This is a genomic window from Brumimicrobium oceani (genome assembly GCF_003143775.1).
GTDB classification, from domain to species: Bacteria; Bacteroidota; Bacteroidia; order Flavobacteriales_D; family Crocinitomicaceae; genus Brumimicrobium; species Brumimicrobium oceani.
Window position 1 is genome coordinate 33853 of the sequence record NZ_QFRJ01000017.1, and the last position, 21328, is coordinate 55180.

10 protein-coding genes are annotated in these 21328 nt (G+C 36.2%); 3 read left to right on the top strand and 7 right to left on the bottom strand.

The window, feature by feature from the left end; genetic code table 11:
* The 7 genes from DIT68_RS15025 to DIT68_RS15055 are packed head-to-tail and all read right to left on the bottom strand — an operon-like array spanning position 1 to position 17631.
* Entirely contained in the window at positions 1–8310 is an 8310-nt protein-coding gene (locus DIT68_RS15025; RefSeq protein WP_146194243.1) for a hypothetical protein, read from the bottom strand.
* Positions 8311–8360: 50 nt separating this feature from the next.
* Positions 8361–8981: a glycerol-3-phosphate 1-O-acyltransferase PlsY gene (gene plsY / locus DIT68_RS15030; RefSeq protein ID WP_109360644.1), complete on the bottom strand. Its 621-nt coding sequence runs from the start codon at positions 8979–8981 to the stop codon at positions 8361–8363.
* A 10-nt stretch (positions 8982–8991) separates the two neighbouring features.
* Positions 8992–13596: a hypothetical protein gene (locus tag DIT68_RS15035; protein ID WP_146194244.1), complete on the bottom strand. Its 4605-nt coding sequence runs from the start codon at positions 13594–13596 to the stop codon at positions 8992–8994.
* Positions 13597–13598: 2 nt separating this feature from the next.
* The gene (gene prmA / locus DIT68_RS15040; protein ID WP_109360646.1) at positions 13599–14438 is read right to left on the bottom strand and encodes a 50S ribosomal protein L11 methyltransferase; all 840 of its coding nucleotides are present in this window, start codon (positions 14436–14438) and stop codon (positions 13599–13601) included.
* A gap of 3 nt (positions 14439–14441) precedes the next feature.
* Complete coding sequence (tpiA, locus tag DIT68_RS15045) at positions 14442–15194, bottom strand: triose-phosphate isomerase (RefSeq protein WP_109360647.1); 753 nt, start codon at positions 15192–15194, stop codon at positions 14442–14444.
* 3 nt (positions 15195–15197) lie between these two features.
* Positions 15198–17084: a DoxX family protein gene (locus tag DIT68_RS15050; RefSeq protein ID WP_109360648.1), complete on the bottom strand. Its 1887-nt coding sequence runs from the start codon at positions 17082–17084 to the stop codon at positions 15198–15200.
* The gene (locus DIT68_RS15055) at positions 17077–17631 is read right to left on the bottom strand and encodes a DUF1599 domain-containing protein (RefSeq protein ID WP_109360649.1); all 555 of its coding nucleotides are present in this window, start codon (positions 17629–17631) and stop codon (positions 17077–17079) included. Before DIT68_RS15055 ends, DIT68_RS15050 begins: the two co-directional genes overlap by 8 nt.
* 105 nt (positions 17632–17736) lie before the next feature.
* Between DIT68_RS15055 and folP the strand changes: the two genes are divergently transcribed.
* Genes folP through DIT68_RS15070 form a run of 3 tightly spaced genes read left to right on the top strand, consistent with a single transcriptional unit; the run spans position 17737 to position 21098 of the window.
* Complete coding sequence (folP, locus tag DIT68_RS15060) at positions 17737–18510, top strand: dihydropteroate synthase (protein WP_317133918.1); 774 nt, start codon at positions 17737–17739, stop codon at positions 18508–18510.
* Between the two features lie 2 nt (positions 18511–18512).
* Positions 18513–20027 carry a sensor histidine kinase gene (locus DIT68_RS15065; RefSeq protein ID WP_109360651.1) on the top strand — a complete coding sequence of 505 codons (1515 nt, stop codon included), beginning with the start codon at positions 18513–18515 and terminating at the stop codon, positions 20025–20027.
* A gap of 15 nt (positions 20028–20042) precedes the next feature.
* The gene (locus DIT68_RS15070) at positions 20043–21098 is read left to right on the top strand and encodes a response regulator (RefSeq protein WP_109360652.1); all 1056 of its coding nucleotides are present in this window, start codon (positions 20043–20045) and stop codon (positions 21096–21098) included.
* The last annotated feature ends 230 nt before the right edge of the window (positions 21099–21328 follow it).

Sequence of the window (21328 nt, forward strand, 5' to 3'; positions counted from 1 at the left end):
TTAAAATGTTTTGGCTGTTTTGGTTATTTCTGTTGCACCAAGTTTGGTTAAAACAGCTTGTAGTCGATCTACCACATTTTGGTTGTTGTCAACATCTACAGCGTAGAAGTTGACCAGTAATTGATTTTTATTGGTTTGCATTTCCTTAATTACTGGTGTGTTTAAAATAACCTCCATTAAGTCAGAATTTAAGTCTTCATTATTAATGGCCACTTCGAGATGGATTAAGTTACTTTCTGGATTTTCAATTGCATTTTTACGATATGGAGTGCTTTCATTTATAATGGAGTAAGCATTATTGTACACCGAAACTTTTTCGAAATCTGCCATAAATTGTGATGAGATTATATCTCCATCAAATAAGAAACTTTGAATTTTTTGAGTTTTAGAATCATAATAAAACAGTTCGCCTTCCTCATTGTATCGGTTCAGCTCTTGAATTGGGAATTCCGGATAGCTTTTTGTTGAAACAAGTAAGTTCTTGGTATTGCTGCTGTTTATGAATGCTTCCTGAGTTTCATTTGCAATGGACGTGACATTGTTATTGGCCATTTCATTCCTTCTTGGTTTAGGCATATTTGATTGTAATACTACGTCTCCTTGAGCTTTTAAAATAGCGTTTGCTTCTGAGGCTGTTATGCGTAATCCTTTATAATAGGCAACGATGTAAGCGTCTGATATTCCTTTTTCGACCACTTGATTTCTTTTAGGAATTGCTGCATCATAAGAATCAAATACACCAGAAGAATAACGAATGAGTCCTGTAGGTAATCTCTTCGTAATTAATGGAGAAACATTACTTAACTGTTCCGACGTAGCTGGAGTATTATAAACACCAACTTGAACTGTGTAAAATAATCCCGCTTTGTTTTCAACCACATCAGCCTCCGCAGATCCAATGGTTTTGTTGTATGCGAATTCATCTAATTCATTCGATTTGGTGATCGTTGTAAGGGTTCTTGCTGTTGAGTCTGAATCGTTGTCTGTTTCAGCAATCAAGTCTTCATCATCATTGATCTCTGAAATACATGCCCCTGAGCTGGCTAACTCTACGGCGCGATATACAGGTATTCTTTCACCATCACAATAAGCAACAATAAATGCATCTGAATATCCTAAAGCCCTAATTTTGTCTCGGGCATCTCCTGCAATTTCTCTGTCACCGAATAAACCAACGACATATTTTATCCAGCCTGAGCCAATATTATCACCCGAAATAGGGGAGAATTGATTGAAAGTCTCATTTGGAACAGGGTTTCTAAATGCTCCAATTTGAACTCGGTAAACTAAGCCAGACATTTGATCATTTACTTCACGGATAATCGGAATAGGATTTTCATCTGAATAAATTGCTTTGGCTTTTTCACCAATGACCAAGCCTGTTTTCACTAAAGCCAAGCTAGAGGTTCTTATCGGCATGGCTTTCAGAGGTGCTACATCTCGTGCAATCATGTTTTCTGTTTTGTAGCGTAGTTCTGCATCATTGGGCAAAGACATGGCAACGTCGTTTTGTTTGTTCTGCACATTTTCCCTCAATCGGGCTACATCATTTTTAGTTTTACTAATTGCAGCAAGTTGTGTTTTGATTGCTTCTTTCTTCTCGTCAGTTAATCTTCCATTGGTTTTAACCTCGTCATAGATCTCTTTCAGCTCTGTTTGTTCGTCATTTAACTGCGCCTCTTTTATTCTTAATTCATATTGTGCTTGGGTTAAACGATTATTGTTTCTCAGTTGATCGATATATTCTTTCGATTGAGCAATTTCAACTTCTTCCTTGTAGGTCAAAGTGTTTTTTATGGCCTCCTTTGAAATTCCTTTATTGGCATCGGCCCTTTGTTGTTCTTCTATTTTGTCTAGTGCTTTAGAATTCTCGTATAGTCTATTTTCGAGGCCTGTTTTAATAAGGTTCAATTGATTTATGTTGAATTCTATAGCGTTTTTATTTTGTCTATTGGCATTAATGACCATTGCATTTAACTCATTAATTTGCTCATTGAGGTTCACTAATTTTAGATTGAGCTGGTTTTGCTCTTTCATTATTTCATTCGCCGTAAGTGCTACCGTTTTAGTTTCTATATTTTCTAAGTTTAACTCCTCAACGGCTTGTGAAATATAGTTGTCAATTTGTTTTTGAGTTCTGGTATCTTTAATCAACTTTAGTGTCTTCTCTTGCTCATTAAATGCCTCAGAAAATAAGTTGTATAGTTCCACAGCAGATTTTTGCTCTCCAGACTTTTGAAGTATCTGTTCAATCTTTACAACACTTTGTTGGGCACTTAAAGATGAAATTTCGTCTGGTGATTTTTGAAGTAATTGATCAGATTTTCGAACTAAATCGGGATAGTTGGTAATTAATGAGTTTTGCAGTGCAATACTTAGCTCAGAAGCAATCTCATTTTCAATTTTATTCATTTTAGAACTGGTTTTTTTGTTTTCTGCTAAAGCTGGATTAGCTTTTATTGCTAGTTCTAATTCTTCTTTTTCCTTGAATAATTTATTGATTTTTGATTGTGATTTATCCGTTAAAGAATTTTCAATCTTTCTTGGAATATCTTCTTTTGAAATTGTACTGATGGATAAGACATCTTCGAAACTACTTTCAGTATTGTTGCTAGAAGCAACCAACTCATGACTTTCTAAATCATCGATTTCTTGAACTATCTGGTTTTCTATAGTATTTATTGTTTTGAGTTTTTGTGCCACAATAGGAGTAGGGTTGATTTCTTCCTCTCTTAAAGTTTCGGATTTCACATCTCCTACATCAATTAAAACCTTGTATTTGCGTTTGATTAAATCTGAATTGGTTTTTGTGCCTTCTTGAATTCCTTGCTCAATTTGAGCAACTTCACTTAAGTAATTCGGGTCAATAAGCTCCAATACACGCTCCGGATTGGAAACAGTAGCCATATCCTCAATAGTGATCTCATCATTTGCTTGCGTTTCCTCAGTTGATTCTTCATTGGTTTCTGCAACTAATTCATTTTCATTTGTGCTTTCGTTTTCTTCAGTTGCTTCCGCTTCGTTGTTCGCTAATTCATTGTTAACGCTTTCTACACTTGCGTTGTTTTCATTCGTCGCTTCTTTGGAGTTTTGAGTGCTCTCAGTGTTTTCACTGTTTTCCGCGATTTCAGAATTGTTTTCTGTCTCGGCATTTGCTTGACTTTCCTCAGCTGCTCCTTCATTGGTTTCTGCAACTAATTCATTCTCATTCGTGCTTTCGTTTTCTTCAGTTGCTTCGGCTTCGTTGTTCGCTAATTCATTGTTAACGCTTTCTATATTTGCGTTGTTTTCATTCGTCGCTTCTTCTGAATTTTGAGCATTCTCAGTGTTTTCAGCGATTTCAGAATTGTTTTCTGTCTCGGCATTTGCTTGACTTTCCTCAGCTGTTTCTCCGGTGGTTTCTGCAACTAATTCATTTTCATCTGTGCTTTCGTTTTCCTCAGTTGCCTCCGTCTCGTTGCTCGCTAATTCATTGTTCGCGCTTTCTATATTTGCGTTGTTTTCATTCATCGCTTCTTCTGAATTTTGAGCATTCTCAGTGTTTTCAGCGATTTCAGAATTGTTTTCTGTCTCGGCATTTGCTTGACTTTCCTCAGCTGTTTCTCCGGTGGTTTCTGCAACTAATTCATTTTCATTTGTGCTTTCGTTTTCCTCAGTTGCCTCCGTCTCGTTGTTCGCTAATTCATTGTTTGCGCTTTCTATATTTGCGTTGTTTTCATTCGTCGCTTCTTCTGAATTTTGAGCATTCTCAGTGTTTTCAGCGATTTCAGAATTGTTTTCTGTCTCGGCATTTGCTTGACTTTCCTCAGCTGTTTCTCCGGTGGTTTCTGCAACTAATTCATTTTCATTTGTGCTTTCGTTTTCCTCAGTTGCCTCCGTCTCGTTGTTCGCTAATTCATTGTTTGCGCTTTCTATATTTGCGTTGTTTTCATTCATCGCTTCTTCTGAGTTTTGAGTGTTCTCTGTGTTCTCAGTGTTTTCAGCGATTTCAGAATTGTTTTCTGTCTCGGCATTTGCTTGACTTTCCTCAGTTGCTTCTTCGTTGATTTCAGCAACTAATTCATTCTCATTCGTGCTTTCGTTTTCTTCAGTTGCCTCCGCTTCATTGTTCGCTAATTCATTGTTAACGCTTTCTATATTTGCGTTGTTTTCATTCATCGCTTCTTCTGAGTTTTGAGTGTTCTTTGTGTTCTCAGTGTTTTCCGCGATTTCAGAATTGTTTTCTGTCTCGGCATTTGCTTGACTTTCCTCAGTTGCTTCTTCGTTGATTTCAGCAACTAATTCATTCTCATTCGTGCTTTCGTTTTCTTCTGTTGCCTCCGCTTCATTGTTCGCTAATTCATTGTTAACGCTTTCTATATTTGCGTTGTTTTCATTCATCGCTTCTTCTGAGTTTTGAGTGTTCTCACTGTTCTCAGTGTTTTCCGCGATTTCAGAATTACTTTCTGTCTCGGCATTTGCTGGACTTTCCTCAGCTGCTTCTTCGTTGGTTTCTGCAACTAATTCATTCTCATTCGTGCTTTCGTTTTCCTCAGTTGCCTCCGTCTCGTTGTTCGCTAATTCATTTTCAGTATTGGTTTCGATTTCTGAGTTCTCATTCGTCTTGTTATTTTCAGCCAATAACTCCTCGTCTTCTTTAATGGCATTTTCTATTGTTTCAATTTCGCCATAAATTCGATTTTCGAGATTATTTAGCAGATCCACCTTCATTGCCAAATCTAGATCCTCTGGAGTTTGGGATAGGAGAGTAGTTGTCTTTTCTTTAGCCTCGTGAACTTTTAAAGCTGCCTGATATCTTCTTTTAATTAGCGCATTTCGGTCAGCGTTTCCTTGCTCTATATCTTTTTGGATTTGTGCAATGTCTTCTGTATAATCAGAGTCGATTTCTAATAAGGCTTTATTGATTGAATTGTCTGCTTCTTCCAATACAATATTGTTCAGTTGTTCGTTGCTTTCTAATTCTATAGCCTCGCTTACTTCCTTATTTTCAGCGATTAATTCTGCCTGAGTGCTGTCCGTTTCACTTGATTTTTCTTCGGTCTCATTAGCTGTGTTTTCTTCAGTGCTCTCTGTTGTTTCGCTAGCTAGTGCCTCTGCTATCATTTCATTTTCTGAAGCAATTTCTCTTTCCAGTTTTTCAACATCACTGATCAAGGATTGCTCTATGGAGCTCAATGCTTCAAGTGCTGATGTTAGCGCTTCATTTTGAGCTCCATCAACTTGTTTATCATTGACTTCTACTATTGCATCTTTCACTTTAATAATTGCTTGGTTTTTCCTTGCAATTAGGGCCGTTTTATCAGTTTCACCTGAATTTACTGCTGCTTCTAACTGTGCGATATCTCGTACATAATCGCTATCAATTTCAGCTAATGTTGGCAGAGAAACAGCCTTTGGAGTGCTAGGATTTTCGCTTTCTTCACCTTTGATTTCTTCAGTCTTCTCAGGATCAGCTTCTTCATTAGCGGATGACATGTTTTTAGTTTCATTTTCTGCCAACTGCTCGCTTTCTTCATTCTCTGTTGTAGCAGCAATTATACCACTTTCAGCATCAATTTCCGTTTGTAGCACTGCCACCTCCGAAAGTAGTTTCTCCTCTAGTTTATTCAAGCTCAAATTAGTTCTCGACAGATTGATGTCTCCTGGGTTTTCAGCGGATTGCTCGGCAACAATTACTTGTGCTTCTTGAATTTTTGATATGGCTTGTGTTTTTCTTTCAACAAGCTGATTCTTGCTGCTTGAGCCATTTTCAATGTCCTTTTCTATTCGCGCTATATCATCTGCATATTCTGGATCTAAAACAAATAATGTAGGAATAACCGTAATTTGTTCTTCTGCTTGGTCATTAGATTCTTCCTTTTTATCTGTTTCTTCAACTGTATTTAAATCTGCAGATTCTTCCTGATTCTCAGCAATAATTTCGTTTTCTGAATTGTTCTCAGTTTCCTGCTCTGTCTCTGCGATATCCTTGCTTTCTGGCAGGGCATCAGCATTGTTTTCTATTTCATGAATATCTGCTAAAAGATTTTCAAATTCCTCTGCTAAGTCATGCTCGGCAATCATGTCCTCCTTAATCGGACTTCTGCTAATTTGTGCTAAAGTTTGTTTCTGATCAGCAATTTTACTTTTCTCTGCAATTACTTCTTCCGTATATTTTATCTCATTTTCAAGTCCTTCTAGTCTTATTTCAGCCTTACTTAATTCGAAACTAATGTCTTCTTTTTCTCTTTTGGAAGCAGCGGCATATGCTCTTTCAAGTTTTGCAAGTTCAGTTTGTGTAGCTTGTTTGGCTCTGTTTAATGAATCTTTTGTGGAAATTAGATTATCTCTTAGACGTAACTCGTCATTGATTACGGCTAAATACTCAAAATATGCATTTGTTTTTGTCCTTACCAAAAGCTCTTCGCTTACAAATGTTGGGTATTTTGAAACAGCGTCAATAAGTCCCTTTGTATTGCTGGTTTTAAGGTCTTTTATGCTGTTATTTAGGTTTTTAGCGGTAGCCAATAGACTTTCTTTTTCGGCATAATCTTTTTCTAAGTGAGATAAAATGATTTGCGCATTAAGCATGTCTTGCTGAATGGCTTTAGATTTTTCAATTTCACGCGCAGATAGAGTTCTCCACCTTTCTTTTTGAGGATCTTCAGGATTTTCTTTGCTCAGTTGCATAAGGGAGTCAGCTGATTTTACTGCCTTTTTAATTGCATCATTCCCATTTTGTACAATGTATCTCGATTTTAAGATCAATGAATCGGTGCTGGTTTGTCTTAAGTATAAATCTTTAAATTTAGTTTGAATTAAATCTCTAATCTCTACATTGGTGTACTGTGCTAATCCTACTTGATCAAAAACTTTTTTCTGTTCTTGAATTTTATCTAAAGAATCTAAATTAAATAAATCCCTGTTAATATTCATTTTTGCTTTGGCTTCAATGGCTTCTGCTAATATTTCGTCATAATTTTCAACTTTTTCGTTGAATAAATTATTGAAGACAACGAGATTTTCACCATCCTTTTCAATTTCTGTAATGGTTTGCTTTAATGGACGGAAGGAATTAACTTTAGGAATAGAAATAGTTTCCTTAAACTTTTTGTCGTTTTTGTCCAGTTTCACAACAAATTCATATTTTCCTTTTTTAGGTAATCGAATGTTGTATTCTCCTTTGTTGTTGGAGGTAAATTTGCCTACTAAATCTCCTGTAGCATCATTCACTTCTATAGAGATTGTTTTATGAGTAGGGTTAATTTCTGAATTAAAATTTCCAGCTAAGACTACCATTTCCATTGGTAATCTTTCCAGTCTTACCTTATAAACATGAACCTTATTTGTTTCACTTTCCCTTTGGGATGCGAAATAAGCATGTTTATCCAAGGAATCAACGATATATAGGAAGTCATTGTCCGGTGAAGAAATTGAAATATTCATGTTTTCTGGAATACCAAAAGTATTGGTTGATTGATCGTATTCACTTCTGAAAACGTCGTAGCCTCCCATGCTTTTATGTCCTTCAGAAGAGAAATACAAGTATTTTCCGTTAGGGTGCATGTAAGGATAGTCTTCGTTATATGGTGTGTTCACATCACCAAGCACTGGACTTTCTTTCGACCATTCACCATTTGTTGTTCTGTATCTGAAATAAATATCCTTGTTTTCGGATCCAGATCCATAGCTAGAATAGTAAATATAATCTGAGTTTATAGGGAAGTGAATCAGGGGAGTGTGGTTGTTTTTTTTGTCTTGTTTACTTTGAAACTCCTCTGCAACAATTAGATTACCACCAATGTCTTTTAAATCATAAATCCTGAAGAAACTTTTTAAATCAATTTGGGTTTTCTCGAGAACTATAGTTTCCGTAATGTCGCTGAACTGTGTTTTTCCATTTCTACACATTTCAATTTGCCTGTCTACTTGCAGTTCCTCAAGTGCTCTTGCACCAGCTTTTTGTTTATATAATTCGTAGTTTTTTATGGCTTTATTGAATCTGTAAGTGAGGTGATAGGCTTTCCCTAGATAATAATAAGCTTCTGCATCAACTTCACTGTCTTTTTGTATAGAATAATTTAAATACCTAAATGCTTCGGTGTTTTTATCTGCATTATAAAGAAGGCAGGTTCCATATTTATAGTTATAATTTGGATTCCTCGGCTCCAAGGACAAAAGCCTCAAGAAAAGAGGTGTGGCTTCTAGGTATTCACCTTTTCTAAAAAGTGCTTGTGCTTGTTTATCAATATCTTCCTTGGACTCTTGCGCGGTTACGAATAATCCACCAAAGATAAGTGTAAGCAATAAAAGGAAGTGTTTTAATCCCATTTGTAGTGACATTTTAAATTAACAGAACGGTTCTAAGAAAAAGTATACGACTATTTCTTAAAAAGGTTCATTTTATTCTCATTTCCTTGAATAAGGCGTTTAATATTCTGGTGGTGTAGAATAATTACAGCAGAAGAGAGAACAATACTAAAAACTGTAAGCGAAGTATTTTCATTTTTGAAAGCAAAAACAACAAGCAGTGGGAAAGCCAGAGATGATATTATTGCGCCTAAAGAAACATAGTTAAAAATGATGAATACTGCAAGAAATAAAACAACACAGATTAATGCTGCTGGAGGGTGAATTCCTAGAATTACTCCCAATGAAGTGGCTACACCCTTTCCTCCATTAAAACTGGCAAAAACTGGAAATATATGGCCTAAAACAACCAAGATACCCGACACTATTTTAAGGTGGATTAAATGGTCGTTGTTCCATAAATAATCATTTATTAAAAAAGGCAGAATTACAGCAAGAATACCTTTTAAGACATCTACTGAGAGTACTAAAATACCTGCATTTTTACCTAGAACCCTAAAAGTATTTGTTGCTCCAGCATTTTTACTTCCATGTTCTCTAATGTCTAAGTCATACTTCACCTTTCCCACCCAAACGGCTGTGGGTATAGAACCTAATAAATATGCTATTAAACCGAATATTAAAAAATCCATTTTTAATTTATTAATTAAATACCCTCAAGAATTGACTTTTGTAAGCCGAGTTCTGCGTTATATCATAAATGAACTTTCTTGATTTTTTCTTGTCAGCTTTTAATTCAGAGACTTCAGTGTTAAAGTCTTTGTCATCTGTCAATATATTCATAACTCCATCTTTTCTGTAATCGTAATCAATAAAGTACTCAAACCCTCCAGGAACATTCAAGAAAAGTCCAAGTCTGTCTCCCATGTTGGACCTTTGCTCTGCAAAAATACGCGTTGAAACATATTTCATCACAGGTTGATTAAATATATTTACAATTGCTGATTGTGTTGATGTTGTAAGCAATCCTTTTTGGTTGTCACCAGGTTTTGCATAAGACGTCAGCTCAATGCCTGTAATAACAATAGCGTCCTCTAATTCTTTCGGAACATTTTTAAATTCCTTCTTTAGTGTAAAGTCAGATTTAATTTTATCCGCTGATTTACGGTTTACCCACTCTACAAGTGCTTGTTCCAAAGTACTATTGTTGAAGTCTGTGTCTTTTAAACCAGGCACTTCAATTATTTTAGCACCAATGTCTCTAAACGCTTTTGTTTCAACAGGTGCTCTAATGGCCATGGTAAGCTTTAGGTCTGTTTGTTCGCTTGCTTCATCATAGTTTACTTCTCCAATTGAAGTAACGTCAAGTGTTCCGAAATCCATACCTAAATTAATATCCCCGTCTCCATTGAGTGAGCAAGTTTCGGTGTGCAATGAAATATAGTTTCCTTTTTCATTTCTATTCACAAGCTTCTCTTTGTTCGAAATTTGATATTCCTTGGTTGAACCATTATACTGCAACAGCCCACTAGCAGAGAAAACTTCAGGATCCTCTTCACCCAAAACCTGACTCAAGAAAGTTGGGTACAATCTTACTTCCTCTTTGTTTGTGGAGTTTCTCCATCGAATACCAACGGTGATTTTGTTTCCTTCTAAATCCACCATGTCTTCGCCCACTGGTATTTGAATTTTTTCTGGATCAATTGCCGTCTCAAATGCCATCCAACTTCTTTCAAAATTCTTACAATCATGATTAACTTTCGTTGCTCCTTTAAACAATAAATAAGGGTCTGCAGCTTTTAACCTTACATCTCCATAGAAGCTAAATTGTTCGCTCAATGCGAGTATGTTTTCTTGATCTACTGCACCTACTGCAACAGTTTGGAAAGAAGTGTCTAATCTAATTTCTGAAAGATGAATTAATTGTTTTTCTTCTCCTTCTCTTCCATATTCATAGTCTCCAATTGCTGTGTACGCTCTTCTTGCTGTAACTTCAGCCTCCACGTTAACCATAGAGTGATACTTGGTAATGAAATTGGCTACAATTTTAGCATTTTCAAATTTATCAAGTTTGGCATTTTTCCGAACTACAACAACAGCGCTGTCTGGGAAAATTCTGGCATCTGCAATTTCTAAAAACTCTGTGTCATAAGCATAAATTGTTCTCTCTTTCAAGCTGAACTTCGCTTTTGGAGACAAAAATTGTAGAGAATCTTGTTTGGGGTTTGTAGAGAAAAAGTTTGGGCCATCCAAGTCCATACCACTTTCTATGGCTAAATTGTCTTGCTCCTTTTTCTCTAAAGTCATCTCGTCTTGATCCATCTGCCAAGTAAATTGATCAATTTTACAGATGTACTGGTTTACAGGGAATTCTACAATCGAAATTCCTTTATTAGGTCTAAATATTCCTACCCTCTCTTTAAAATCAAGCTTTCCATTCACATTGTCCGTCTTAAAGGCGAGTGCGTCCTCAGTTAAATCTCCTTCTTTTTTATACTTATTGTTTAAGAGGAAAGATGCCGTGTCGGTTTCAGCTACCCACCTGGTAAAATCGAAATGTCTTGACCTAAGCTTGGCAGATGATAAGTCTAAACCTCCTCTTCCTGTCATTCCTTGGTGGTTTAAAACTGTAGAACCTTCTAGTTTAGCTTCTCCATTGAAAAACGCTATATCTTCTTTGTTTGATCTGGCTTTTAGCTGTTTTTCCCTCGGTAAAAAGGTGATAAAAGCGTCTGGACCATCTGCATCTGGATATTCAACTCCCGCTTCTTGAGGTCTATTTATGAAGGTAGCCACTCCAATAGCTGAATCTGGAAGGAATGTAAATAATGATTTTGATGTGGATGAGGAATTGATAAAGTTAATGGTTCCTCCTCCTTGAAGTCCATTGTTAGAAAGTAAAATCTTGTTTTCATAGATGGCGTCCGTTCCATAAAACTCATAACCTTCCGATGGCACATCTTGAGAAAAACCAAGGGAATAGTCTGCCATCACCTTAAGTTCATCTCGCATTTTTGGGAAAATACCGGCAGAAGTCAGCTCTCCTGGGAATCTAAGGTTTCTCTCATTGAATGTAAGTAAACTATCCAGTGTGAAGGGATCAACCTCAAAGTAAAAACGTTCTTTGTTGTAGGCTCCACGGTGTAATTGTTTTTGATCGTAATAGACACGTGTTTTTTCTTTAGAAACTAAAATGGGATATTCATCAAAGCCCTCGTTTAGTCCAGATCTGTTGCTTGTTGCGTCTACAATGATTTCTCCTTGTAGTCCGTTCAATACGGATTGGAGAGGAATAGCCCTTTTACCGTCTTCAGCTCTTAAAGGATTTGCGTTAAAATAGGCGACTTTTGAGTCATAAACGTTAAACTTATTGCTTTCATAAACGTAGTCTCCTTTTTCAATTTTCACTTCCCATTTACCACTATTGATCCAGCCAGAAAATACAATATTCCTATTTTTCTTAATCACTACTTGGTTGCTGTCTGGAAAAATAGTTGTTCTTTTAATATCGGCAATTTTAATGAAATCTACGGCCTGAATATCCATATCCAAAGAGGACAAATCCATTTTACCATATTGGTTTATTTGAGAACGCTCTAAGTTTCTTTTGCGTACTTTTTCTAAGTAGTCTTGATCTGTATTACCTTGTTCACTACGAATGGGAGAAAGGTTGGAGGTGAATGAAATATTGTCGTAATCACTGGCCCTAGATTTCGACTTTACAAAATGCTCGGTTTTTGGATTCACAACTACCGTCTCTCGATCGGTATCATAACTAATAAAACCTAAGGCAGAAAGTTCTAGTAATTTTGGTTTTGCTTGTTCAATTGTTCGGTTTAATGCCGTAGCAGCTGTACCTTCATCCATATTAAACTTGTCGTACTTGTAGGCATATTTATAGAGGGCAACCAAAGGATGAAGTGCTTCAACTCCCTGAAGTCTTTGGTATAATCTTTCATCATAATAACTGAAGGATTCAAATCTAGCATTTCGCTGTTGCTCGGATGTATTGATGTCGTACCCTAAAACAAGATCATTGGAGTTTTTATTCCAGATTAACTCGTCTACATACATATTCATTTTGTGGAAACTGTTAATAAATGGAGCCTGAGAAATGGCGGCACTTCCCCTTGTCATTTTTAGCGATTCTGTTTCCTGATTGTACGAAACATTAAGTCCTGTATGAGTTATAGAATCTCTAAGTCCAATAAACATGGTCATTTTTGCCATGTCAGTTCTTACACTTTTGCTGCTGACCCTAACTTGGTCTGATTGTGTGATGATGAATGGTTTACTTTTTCGGTAGTAAATTAACTCAGCTTGCATTTCATCATTTCCAACACCAACAAATTGGTCTCCATTTAAAGAAAAACCTCCTTTGTAATCAACATCTTCAATGATGTTTTTTATTTCGAAATTGGCTTGATAGGAGCTAAATTGTGGGTAAACCATATCACGGTTTTCTCTGTAATTACCTTTTACGGCTCTGTCAATAATTCTTCCCGGAACGGGTCTAGATATGTAAGGCGTCTTTAATGAAACACTGTCGACCGTAAAATTTGTTGATCGAAAAGAAACAGAGTAATTATTCAAAGTAGCTACGGTTTCATTTTTTGGTAAAAGTGCTTTTTCCCAAGTAAATTGACCTCCTTGCCCTTCCCATTTATTACTGGATAAATCTGCAATTCCCGAAGTGTTCTCTATTTTTACCGAGTCTGTAAAAGAAACGTCCTTCCAATTAGATGCTCTGTTGATCGTTTTGCAAACGATGGTTGTGTTTTCAACCCTAAGTTGAGGTGTTTTATCATTGATAAACTCAAACTCATTACCTGATAAGTACCATGTAAAATTAGGATCTTCGGCGATAATATTTTGGTATAAAAAAGAACGGGAGACAGCTAAAAACTCCTCTAATCTTCTTGTGTTTCTGTTTTTAATTAAGTCGTCTACAATGTTGTGCCAATTATCGAATTGAATACCTGTTTTTCCTCGTTTTACAAGTGAGTAAACCGAAACGACATAGTTGTGAAGGTGAGGGAAAGGTGTGATTTGCTTTTCGTTGAGTTGGTCTACGGTAGTTTGCATTTGTTGAAAACGTTCCTCAGGAAAAAAGTTTCCTCCCAGTAACATTGGACTAAGCTCATTGTCGATAAAGTCCTTGATTTCTTTTGCTCGTCCGGCTTCCATTGTACGGGAATAATCAGATATAAATTTTTCACGTTCTTCATTGGGCTTGTTTTTCTGACCAAAAGAATTGTGTACAGAAAGCAATAAAATAATGAATAAAAATAGAGCGGACGTTTTCATAATTATATGGTTTTGGTGAGCTTAATTACAGCCCAGGTTTCCTTTTGATAGGATTCTAAGGTATCAAAGTTGTACAGTTTAGCATGAGCGGAAAGCTCCGAAATATCAGTTTCAAAGAATCCACTTAAGAAGAGTAAACCATTTTTCTTTGTAAGTTTTGCGTAAGCTTCCATGTGTCGCTTCAAAACATTCTTGTTGATGTTTGCAATGACAATGTCATACTTTTCATTTGGAACGAGATCAATATCACCTTTAATGATTTCGAAGTTCTTTACAGCATTGCGCTCACAATTTTCGATGGCATTTTCAACAGCTCCCTCTTCGATGTCTGTCCCAAAAACGGTTTCGGCACCAAGCTTGGAAGCCAGAATACCTAAAACCCCAGTACCAGTGCCCACATCAAGGACCTTTTTTTCTTTAAAATCGACAGTTAACAGGTGTTTACTTAAAAGATAGGTTGTTTGATGGTGACCCGTTCCGAAAGACATTTGTGGTTGAATTTCAATCGCCAACTCAAACGATGAGTCTGCTTTGTGAAAAGGGGCACGAATCAGTATTTTTTTATCTATGTTTACTGGTTCATAATCAGACTCCCAAACAGCATTCCAGTTTTGAGCGGGAATATGTTCTTTCTCAAATTTAATGGCTACTTTTTTTTGCCTATATTCCTCGATGAGAGCATTAAATTGATCCTCATTATAATTTTCTTCAGATACATAAGCCTGCAATGATTTATTTTCTTCGGTAAAACTATCAAACCCAATAACTGCAAGTTCTTGGGTTAGGATTTCGGTCCAAGGCTTTATTGGTGCTATATTTAAGGTAATTTGAAAATAATTCATAGATCAATTATAGGTTGCTATTATTTTGAGAAAGTCTTCAGATTTTAAAGATGCTCCTCCGATGAGTCCACCATCAATATCTGATTGATTGAGTAATTCGGTTGCGTTTGAAGGTTTGCAACTTCCACCATATAATATGGAGGTATTCTGAGCAATTTCTTGTGTATAGGCGTGCTCTATGGCTTCACGTATACTTTTATGCATTTCGTTTGCCTGTTCCGGACTAGCAGTTTTGCCTGTTCCAATGGCCCAGATAGGCTCGTATGCAATCACAATCTTAGCGAATTCTTTTGAAGGCAAGTGGAATAGCGAGTTTTTCAATTGCTTGATTACAGTTTGCTTATATTGTCCAGATTCTCTTTCCTCAAGGGTTTCTCCACAACAAAAGAATACTTTTAGGTCTTCCTCCAATGCTGCATCGACTTTTTCTTTCAACAAAATATCAGATTCATTGAACAGTTGACGACGTTCAGAGTGGCCAATTAAAACAGCTTTTGTGCCAATTCCGGAGAGCTGAGACATGCTTACTTCTCCAGTAAAGGCACCGTTTTTTGCTGGATAGCCGTTTTGCGATCCAACGTTTACTTTTTGATCACTTTCCAATAAAGTGCTTAAATATATGGAAGGAACAAAGTGGTACACTTCGCAATTAAATTCAGATGTTTCTAGGGCATCATTGATTTCAGAGTGAAGTGATTGAGCCTCCTCAAGAGACAAATTCATTTTCCAGTTTCCAGCTACTATTTTCTTTCTCATATCTTATTCAACTATTAGTACGTTTTTCGTTAACCATTCCCAAGATGGTGTTGAGCGGAATGGGTATTTCCCTTTAACCACACTATTCGATAACACCATCAATGAAGGGTTGGAGCGTGTAATGGCTTTTATTTCAATTTCATCATTTTGTAAAGTTGGAATCATTAATCCAGTTTTCTCGCGGAATGCCATAACCTCCTCTTTTGAAGCTGTAGAAATCATAATCATTGAAATATTATGTTCTTTTGCTTTTTCAGCAATTTCTTTCAATCTAGATATTCTACTAAAGTTTCCATTATTTAAGTTTCTACTGAATATTAATATTACTTGCTCTTGATCTAAGATGTAATCCTTTAAACTAATGTCTGTTAAGGATTCGTCTAATCTTACAAGCGTGTCTCCGATGGAATACATTGCAGTGTCTATGTCTGGTAAATGGAAATCTGCAAGCGTCATTGGGTAGCGATCACCCGTTTCTTTATCGATTACATCGATGTACTGTGCCTGATTGTTTTCTAGAATTGTGGAGATGGGTTCAAACTCTTTTTCCACTGTTGTTAAATTTTGAACAGGAATACTAGGATCAAATTGCTGAATAGCGTGAGGAATCGCAGCCTTTATTGTTTTGGTTTCTCTTTTCTCGAACTTCCATGTTTCAGTGTCCCCCCAAATGCTTTTAGTACTTTCGTCTAGGTTTGTAATCATGGTGTCTTTCTTTGTTTTAAGATTACTGTAAACCATGAAGTTTTCGTAAATCCCATCTTCACCATCTTGCATTCGTTCCACTAAATTAGAACCAACATGGTAAGGCCTGTAATCTCTCATTGGAAGATACATTAGAACATAGGTAACAAAAATAGAGCACACAACGGTGAGAATAAGAATCATACCCCAATCATTTCCTAAAATTCTACCCCCAGTTCTTCTTATCCATAAAGCAAGAATAAGTGAAGCTAAGCCAAATATGATAGGGAAGGACCAAGTAAAAATAAAGGAGAAGAAGCTAATGAAAAGTGTACCAAAGACAATCATTACTATATTTTCTCGATTTGTGTTGTTTGTTATTTTTCTTCTTGAAATAAAAATTATTACTACCAAATAAAGTAATACTATATCTTTCCAAAAGCTTTCAGCAGGCGTTAACGACCGACCTATTGAGCCTTTCATTGCGTCTCCAAAACAACCACAATCATCTACACATTGAGGTTTTTTTACTTCCTTAATGGTAACAAATTCCTGAGTCTGATTAAGTATGGTAATGTTTTCATTGTTGATGGCTTGTGGAATTTTAGCATTTGCCGCGGTGGAATTGATTGCGTAGGTATCTACATCTGTGAAAGTAGTGTGAGGGTCACATTCTTTTGTATGCCACGTTAAGAAGGTGAAAAACAACATCATGATCAGCATTAACCAAGAGGAGGATTTCATTTTTGCCCCCAAAAGAACAAGTGCTCCCAATACAATTTCAAATATACAGATCAAAACACTTAAAAGTAAAGCATGTTCAATAAGGTATTCCAAAGTGAACGTTTCCCAATTGAACCACTCTTTAATTCTGTACGCTAAGGCTCCGTCTTCAAAGTATTCTTCAAGTTTATATGCAAATCCTTTGGGGTCATTCGCTTTAATTAAACCCGAAACGATAAATAAACCGCCCACAAGAACACGCGAAACATAAGCGAAAAGAAGCATACCTTGTAGGAGAAAAGTGGTCACAAGTGTGGCTGCCATTAAGCCGTAACCTAGTATTTTATAGATAAAGGCATTGGCTTCAAAAGAAGGGTGATATCCCATGACTAAAAATGATAGTCCTAAAAGGTTTACCGCAATAAAAATAATGTTGAGTATCAGCGATTTTCCAGATAACGAAAAATTAGTGTTGTTAAGCATTTTTTTCTTTTTTGAATGTTAAGTGAATTAAAGCAAAGACGGAATAGTTTAGCATGTCAAAATAATTAGCATCAATTCCTTCGCTAATTAAAGTTTTTCCTTTGTTGTTTTCAATTTGTTTTACACGTAGTATTTTCATTAAAATTAAATCTGTTAATGAGCTTACCCGCATATCTCTCCAAGCTTCACCGTAGTCATGGTTCTTTGTGATCATAAGGTCTAAAGCGTTTTTAGTGTATTTATCATAAAGCTTCTCCGCCTCCTCAGCATCCAGTTCTAAAGCTAAATTTTCACCCTCATGAAGCTGTATCAATGCCATTACGCAATAGTTAATTATCCCAATGAATTCATCTTCAATGTTTTCTCCGACTTTATTGTGTCCAGTTTCTTGAATTGTTCTTATTCTTTGGGCCTTAATGAAAATTTGATCCGTTAAGGAACTCGTGCGTAATATTCTCCAAGCGGTTCCATAATCCTTTGTTTTCTTTTGGAATATTTCGCGACACTTGGAAATAACTTTTGTATATTGTTCAACTGTTTCTGACATTATTTATGGTAAAAAGTTTTTGTAGTGGGGAAAGATAATAATTATGACTCAAAAAGTATGAATATTAGAGGTGATAAATTATATGACCTTAATTGTCCCTTGATAATGGGGATAATAAATGTGACTCCGGATTCATTTTATAAAGAAAGTCGCATGGGTAATTCTAGCCAGTTGATGGATGAGGTTACCGCAATGATAGACGGTGGAGCGCATATTATTGATGTTGGAGGAATCTCGACTAGGCCCGGAGCTGACTTAATGACAAATACAGAGGAGTTAAGTCGAGTTATTCCGGCGATTAAAGAAATTCGGGAAAAATTTCCCAAAATACTAATTAGTGTAGATACTTTTAGGGCAGATGTCGCAAAGCAGGCTGTTTTGGTTGGAGCAAATATAATTAATGACGTGTATGGTGGTAGGTATGATGACAAAATGTTTGATACCGTGGCAGAACTCCAAGTGCCCTATATTTTAATGCACAGCCGGGGGGATGCCAGTAATATGAAAAGCCTTGATAATTACAATGATGTAGCGGCAGATGTTTGTTTAGAACTGAGTGAAAACCTGTGGGAATTAAGAGCAAAAGGGGTAAAGGATATTATAATTGATCCTGGATTTGGCTTTGCTAAAAATGTGGAGCAAAATTACGAGCTCTTGAAACACCTTTCTGTACTAAATTTATTAGAATGTCCTGTTCTTATTGGAGTTTCGAGAAAGTCTATGATTTATAAATTGTTAAATTCAAGCCCGCAAGAAGCTTTAAATGGCACGAGTGTTTTGAATACGATAGGCCTAGTTAAAAATGCATCAATAATACGAGTTCATGATGTTAAGGAAGCCAGTGAGGTAGCTAAAATTGTTAGAAACTTGATGAGATAATTATGGATTTTAAAAATGACTTATACGAAATACTTTTTGGGGCTATTCAAGAAGGCCTTATTTTAGTGAACAGTGAGGGTGTAATCATAGAACTAAATAAGACTGGAAATGAAATGTTCGGGTACGAGGAAAGTGAACTTTTAGGACAGAAAATAGAGGTTTTGGTTCCAATGAAAGCAAGAGGTGAACACCAGAAACACAGAGATCAATATAATGAGCACCCAACTTCTCGTTCTATGGGATCAGCTTTGAAGCTCGATGGGGTTAGAAAAGACGGTTCTGAATTTCCAGTTCAGGTTAGTTTAAACCCTTTTGAAAGTCAAACAGGGGAAAAGTTTGTTGTGGCTTTAGTTTCTGATGTAACGGAAAGAAGAGAAAATGAAAAAACTTTATTGAAACTCAGGGAGTCATTAGAGCAGAAGGTGAAAGAAAGAACAAAGGAGTTGAGAGAGAGTGAAAAGCTCTACAAGTCCATTGCTCGAAACTTCCCTAGTGGTGTAATTAGTATTTTTGATAAATCATACAGGTATTTGTTTGCAGAAGGACAAGGACTCTATGAATTAGGGATCGAGACCTCCGATTTAATTGGCTTGGATTATTTAAACCGTATAGACTCTAGAGCAAGGGTACTTGTAAAGCAGGAGTTAGACAAGGTGTTTAAAGGAGAATCAAAAAACTTTGAGGTAAATGTCGGTAAAAAAACTTATTCATTAAGCGCAGTTCCTTTATCTGATGCAGGTACCGAAGTGGATAGGATATTAGTTGTCGAAAAAAATATAACAGCCGAGAAAGAAGTTTCCAAAAAACTGGAGGAGACCCTCAAGCAGGAGAGAGAATTAACTGAAATGAAATCAAGATTCGTTTCAATGGCTTCTCATGAATTTAGAACCCCTTTAACGACAATCAATTCATCGGCTACATTGATAAAAAAATATCATGAAAAGAAAAGTTATGATAAATTAGATAAACATACGGACAGAATTAAGAATTCCGTACGCAATTTAACAGCTATTTTAAATGATTTTCTTTCCTTTGAAAAACTAGAAGCGAATCAAATGAAAGCAAGTTTTGCGCAATGGTCCATTCCTAATATATTGCAGGAGACTTTCGAGGAAATAGCAGATATTATAATTGCCGAACAAAAAATTGTCTATAAAGGTCCAAAAGAACTAATACTCTTAACGGATGGCCAATTGTTAAAGAATTCAATGTTAAACATGTTATCCAATGCAATAAAATATTCGAAAGCGAAAGGTGAGATCATTGTGCGTTTAGAAGAAATGGAGGAGAAGATAGTTATTTCCATTCAAGATTTTGGAATGGGAATCCCCCTAAATGATCAAAAGAACCTATTCACACGATTCTTTAGAGCAGGAAATGTAACGAACATAGAAGGAACAGGTTTAGGGCTAAATATAGTTGTTAGGTACCTTGATTTATTGAAAGGGGAGATCTCCTTTAAGTCGAAAGAGGGAGAAGGAACAATATTTTTTATTACATTGCCAAAAGAAAAATAAAATTACTTAGAGAACATGACTAAAATAGTGTTAATTGAGGATAATCACGAGATGAGAGAAAATATTCAAGAAATATTGGAACTTGCTGATTATCATGTTTTAACTGCTGAGAATGGAAAGGTAGGACTAGAAATGGTGAAGAGGGAAATTCCTGATTTGATCATTTGTGATATCATGATGCCGGAACTTGATGGGTATGGAGTTCTTTATTATTTGAGTAAGATTCCAGAAACGCGCGCTATTCCATTTATTTTTCTTTCGGCTAAAACTGAAAGAACAGATTTCCGGAAAGGGATGAATCTTGGTGCGGACGATTACATTACAAAGCCATTCGAAGAAATGGAGCTGCTTGAAGCTATTGAATCCAGATTGTCAAAGAGAAAACGTTTTGAGGCTGTGCTGGAAGGGGAGGACAAGTGGAAAGGTTTCCAAGATGCGGTCTGTGATTTGACGGGATTAGATGATCTTAAAGACAGCGCTCAGATTAAATCTTACGGCAAACGAGAAGGAATCTACTTCGAAGGTGATACTCCAAAATGGCTCTACTATGTAAAAGAAGGGCATGTTAGAAATTATAAAGTAACAAAAGACGATAAAGAACTCGTAACAGGTTTGTTTGGAGTTGGGGATTTTTTCGGGTATATTGATTTACTCTCTCAAGGAACATATAATGAATATGCGGTGGCTCTGGAGGGTGCAAAACTCGCATTGATTTCAAAAGCCGATTTTGAGAATTTAATTCTTTCTAATAAAGATGTATCTATTAATTTTATTAAACTTTTGGCGGGTGATATTGTAGATAGAGAGAATGAATTGGTGAGTCTAGCCTACAACACTGTAAGAAAGAGAGTTGCTAACGCGTTAAGCAAACTTTACATTAAATATAAAGAAGGTTTGGCTGAACGAGTGGAGGTCACAGTGACTAGAGATGAGCTCGCCAGTATGGTAGGAACAGCTACTGAATCGGTGATAAGAATTTTAAGTGAATTTAAAAAAGATGGTTATATAAAAACCAAAGGATCATTGATTACAATATTGGATTACCCAGCATTGAGGGATTATAAGTTTTGATAGAATACCTTATATATAGTCTATTATTTTATTAGCACTCCTGCAAGTTTGCAAATCCCGATAGCTCCTGCGAGACGGTGTCTCGAGGTTCTAAGTTTTTTTTAAAAAACTTTTCAATTTAAATCAAACATTTTAAGAGAGTTAAGCATTAATTTAAAAATACTTCAATAATAGTTTCCGAAAAAGCTTGGATATGGAAAAAAGCTCAGTATCTTTGCACCCCGCAAACG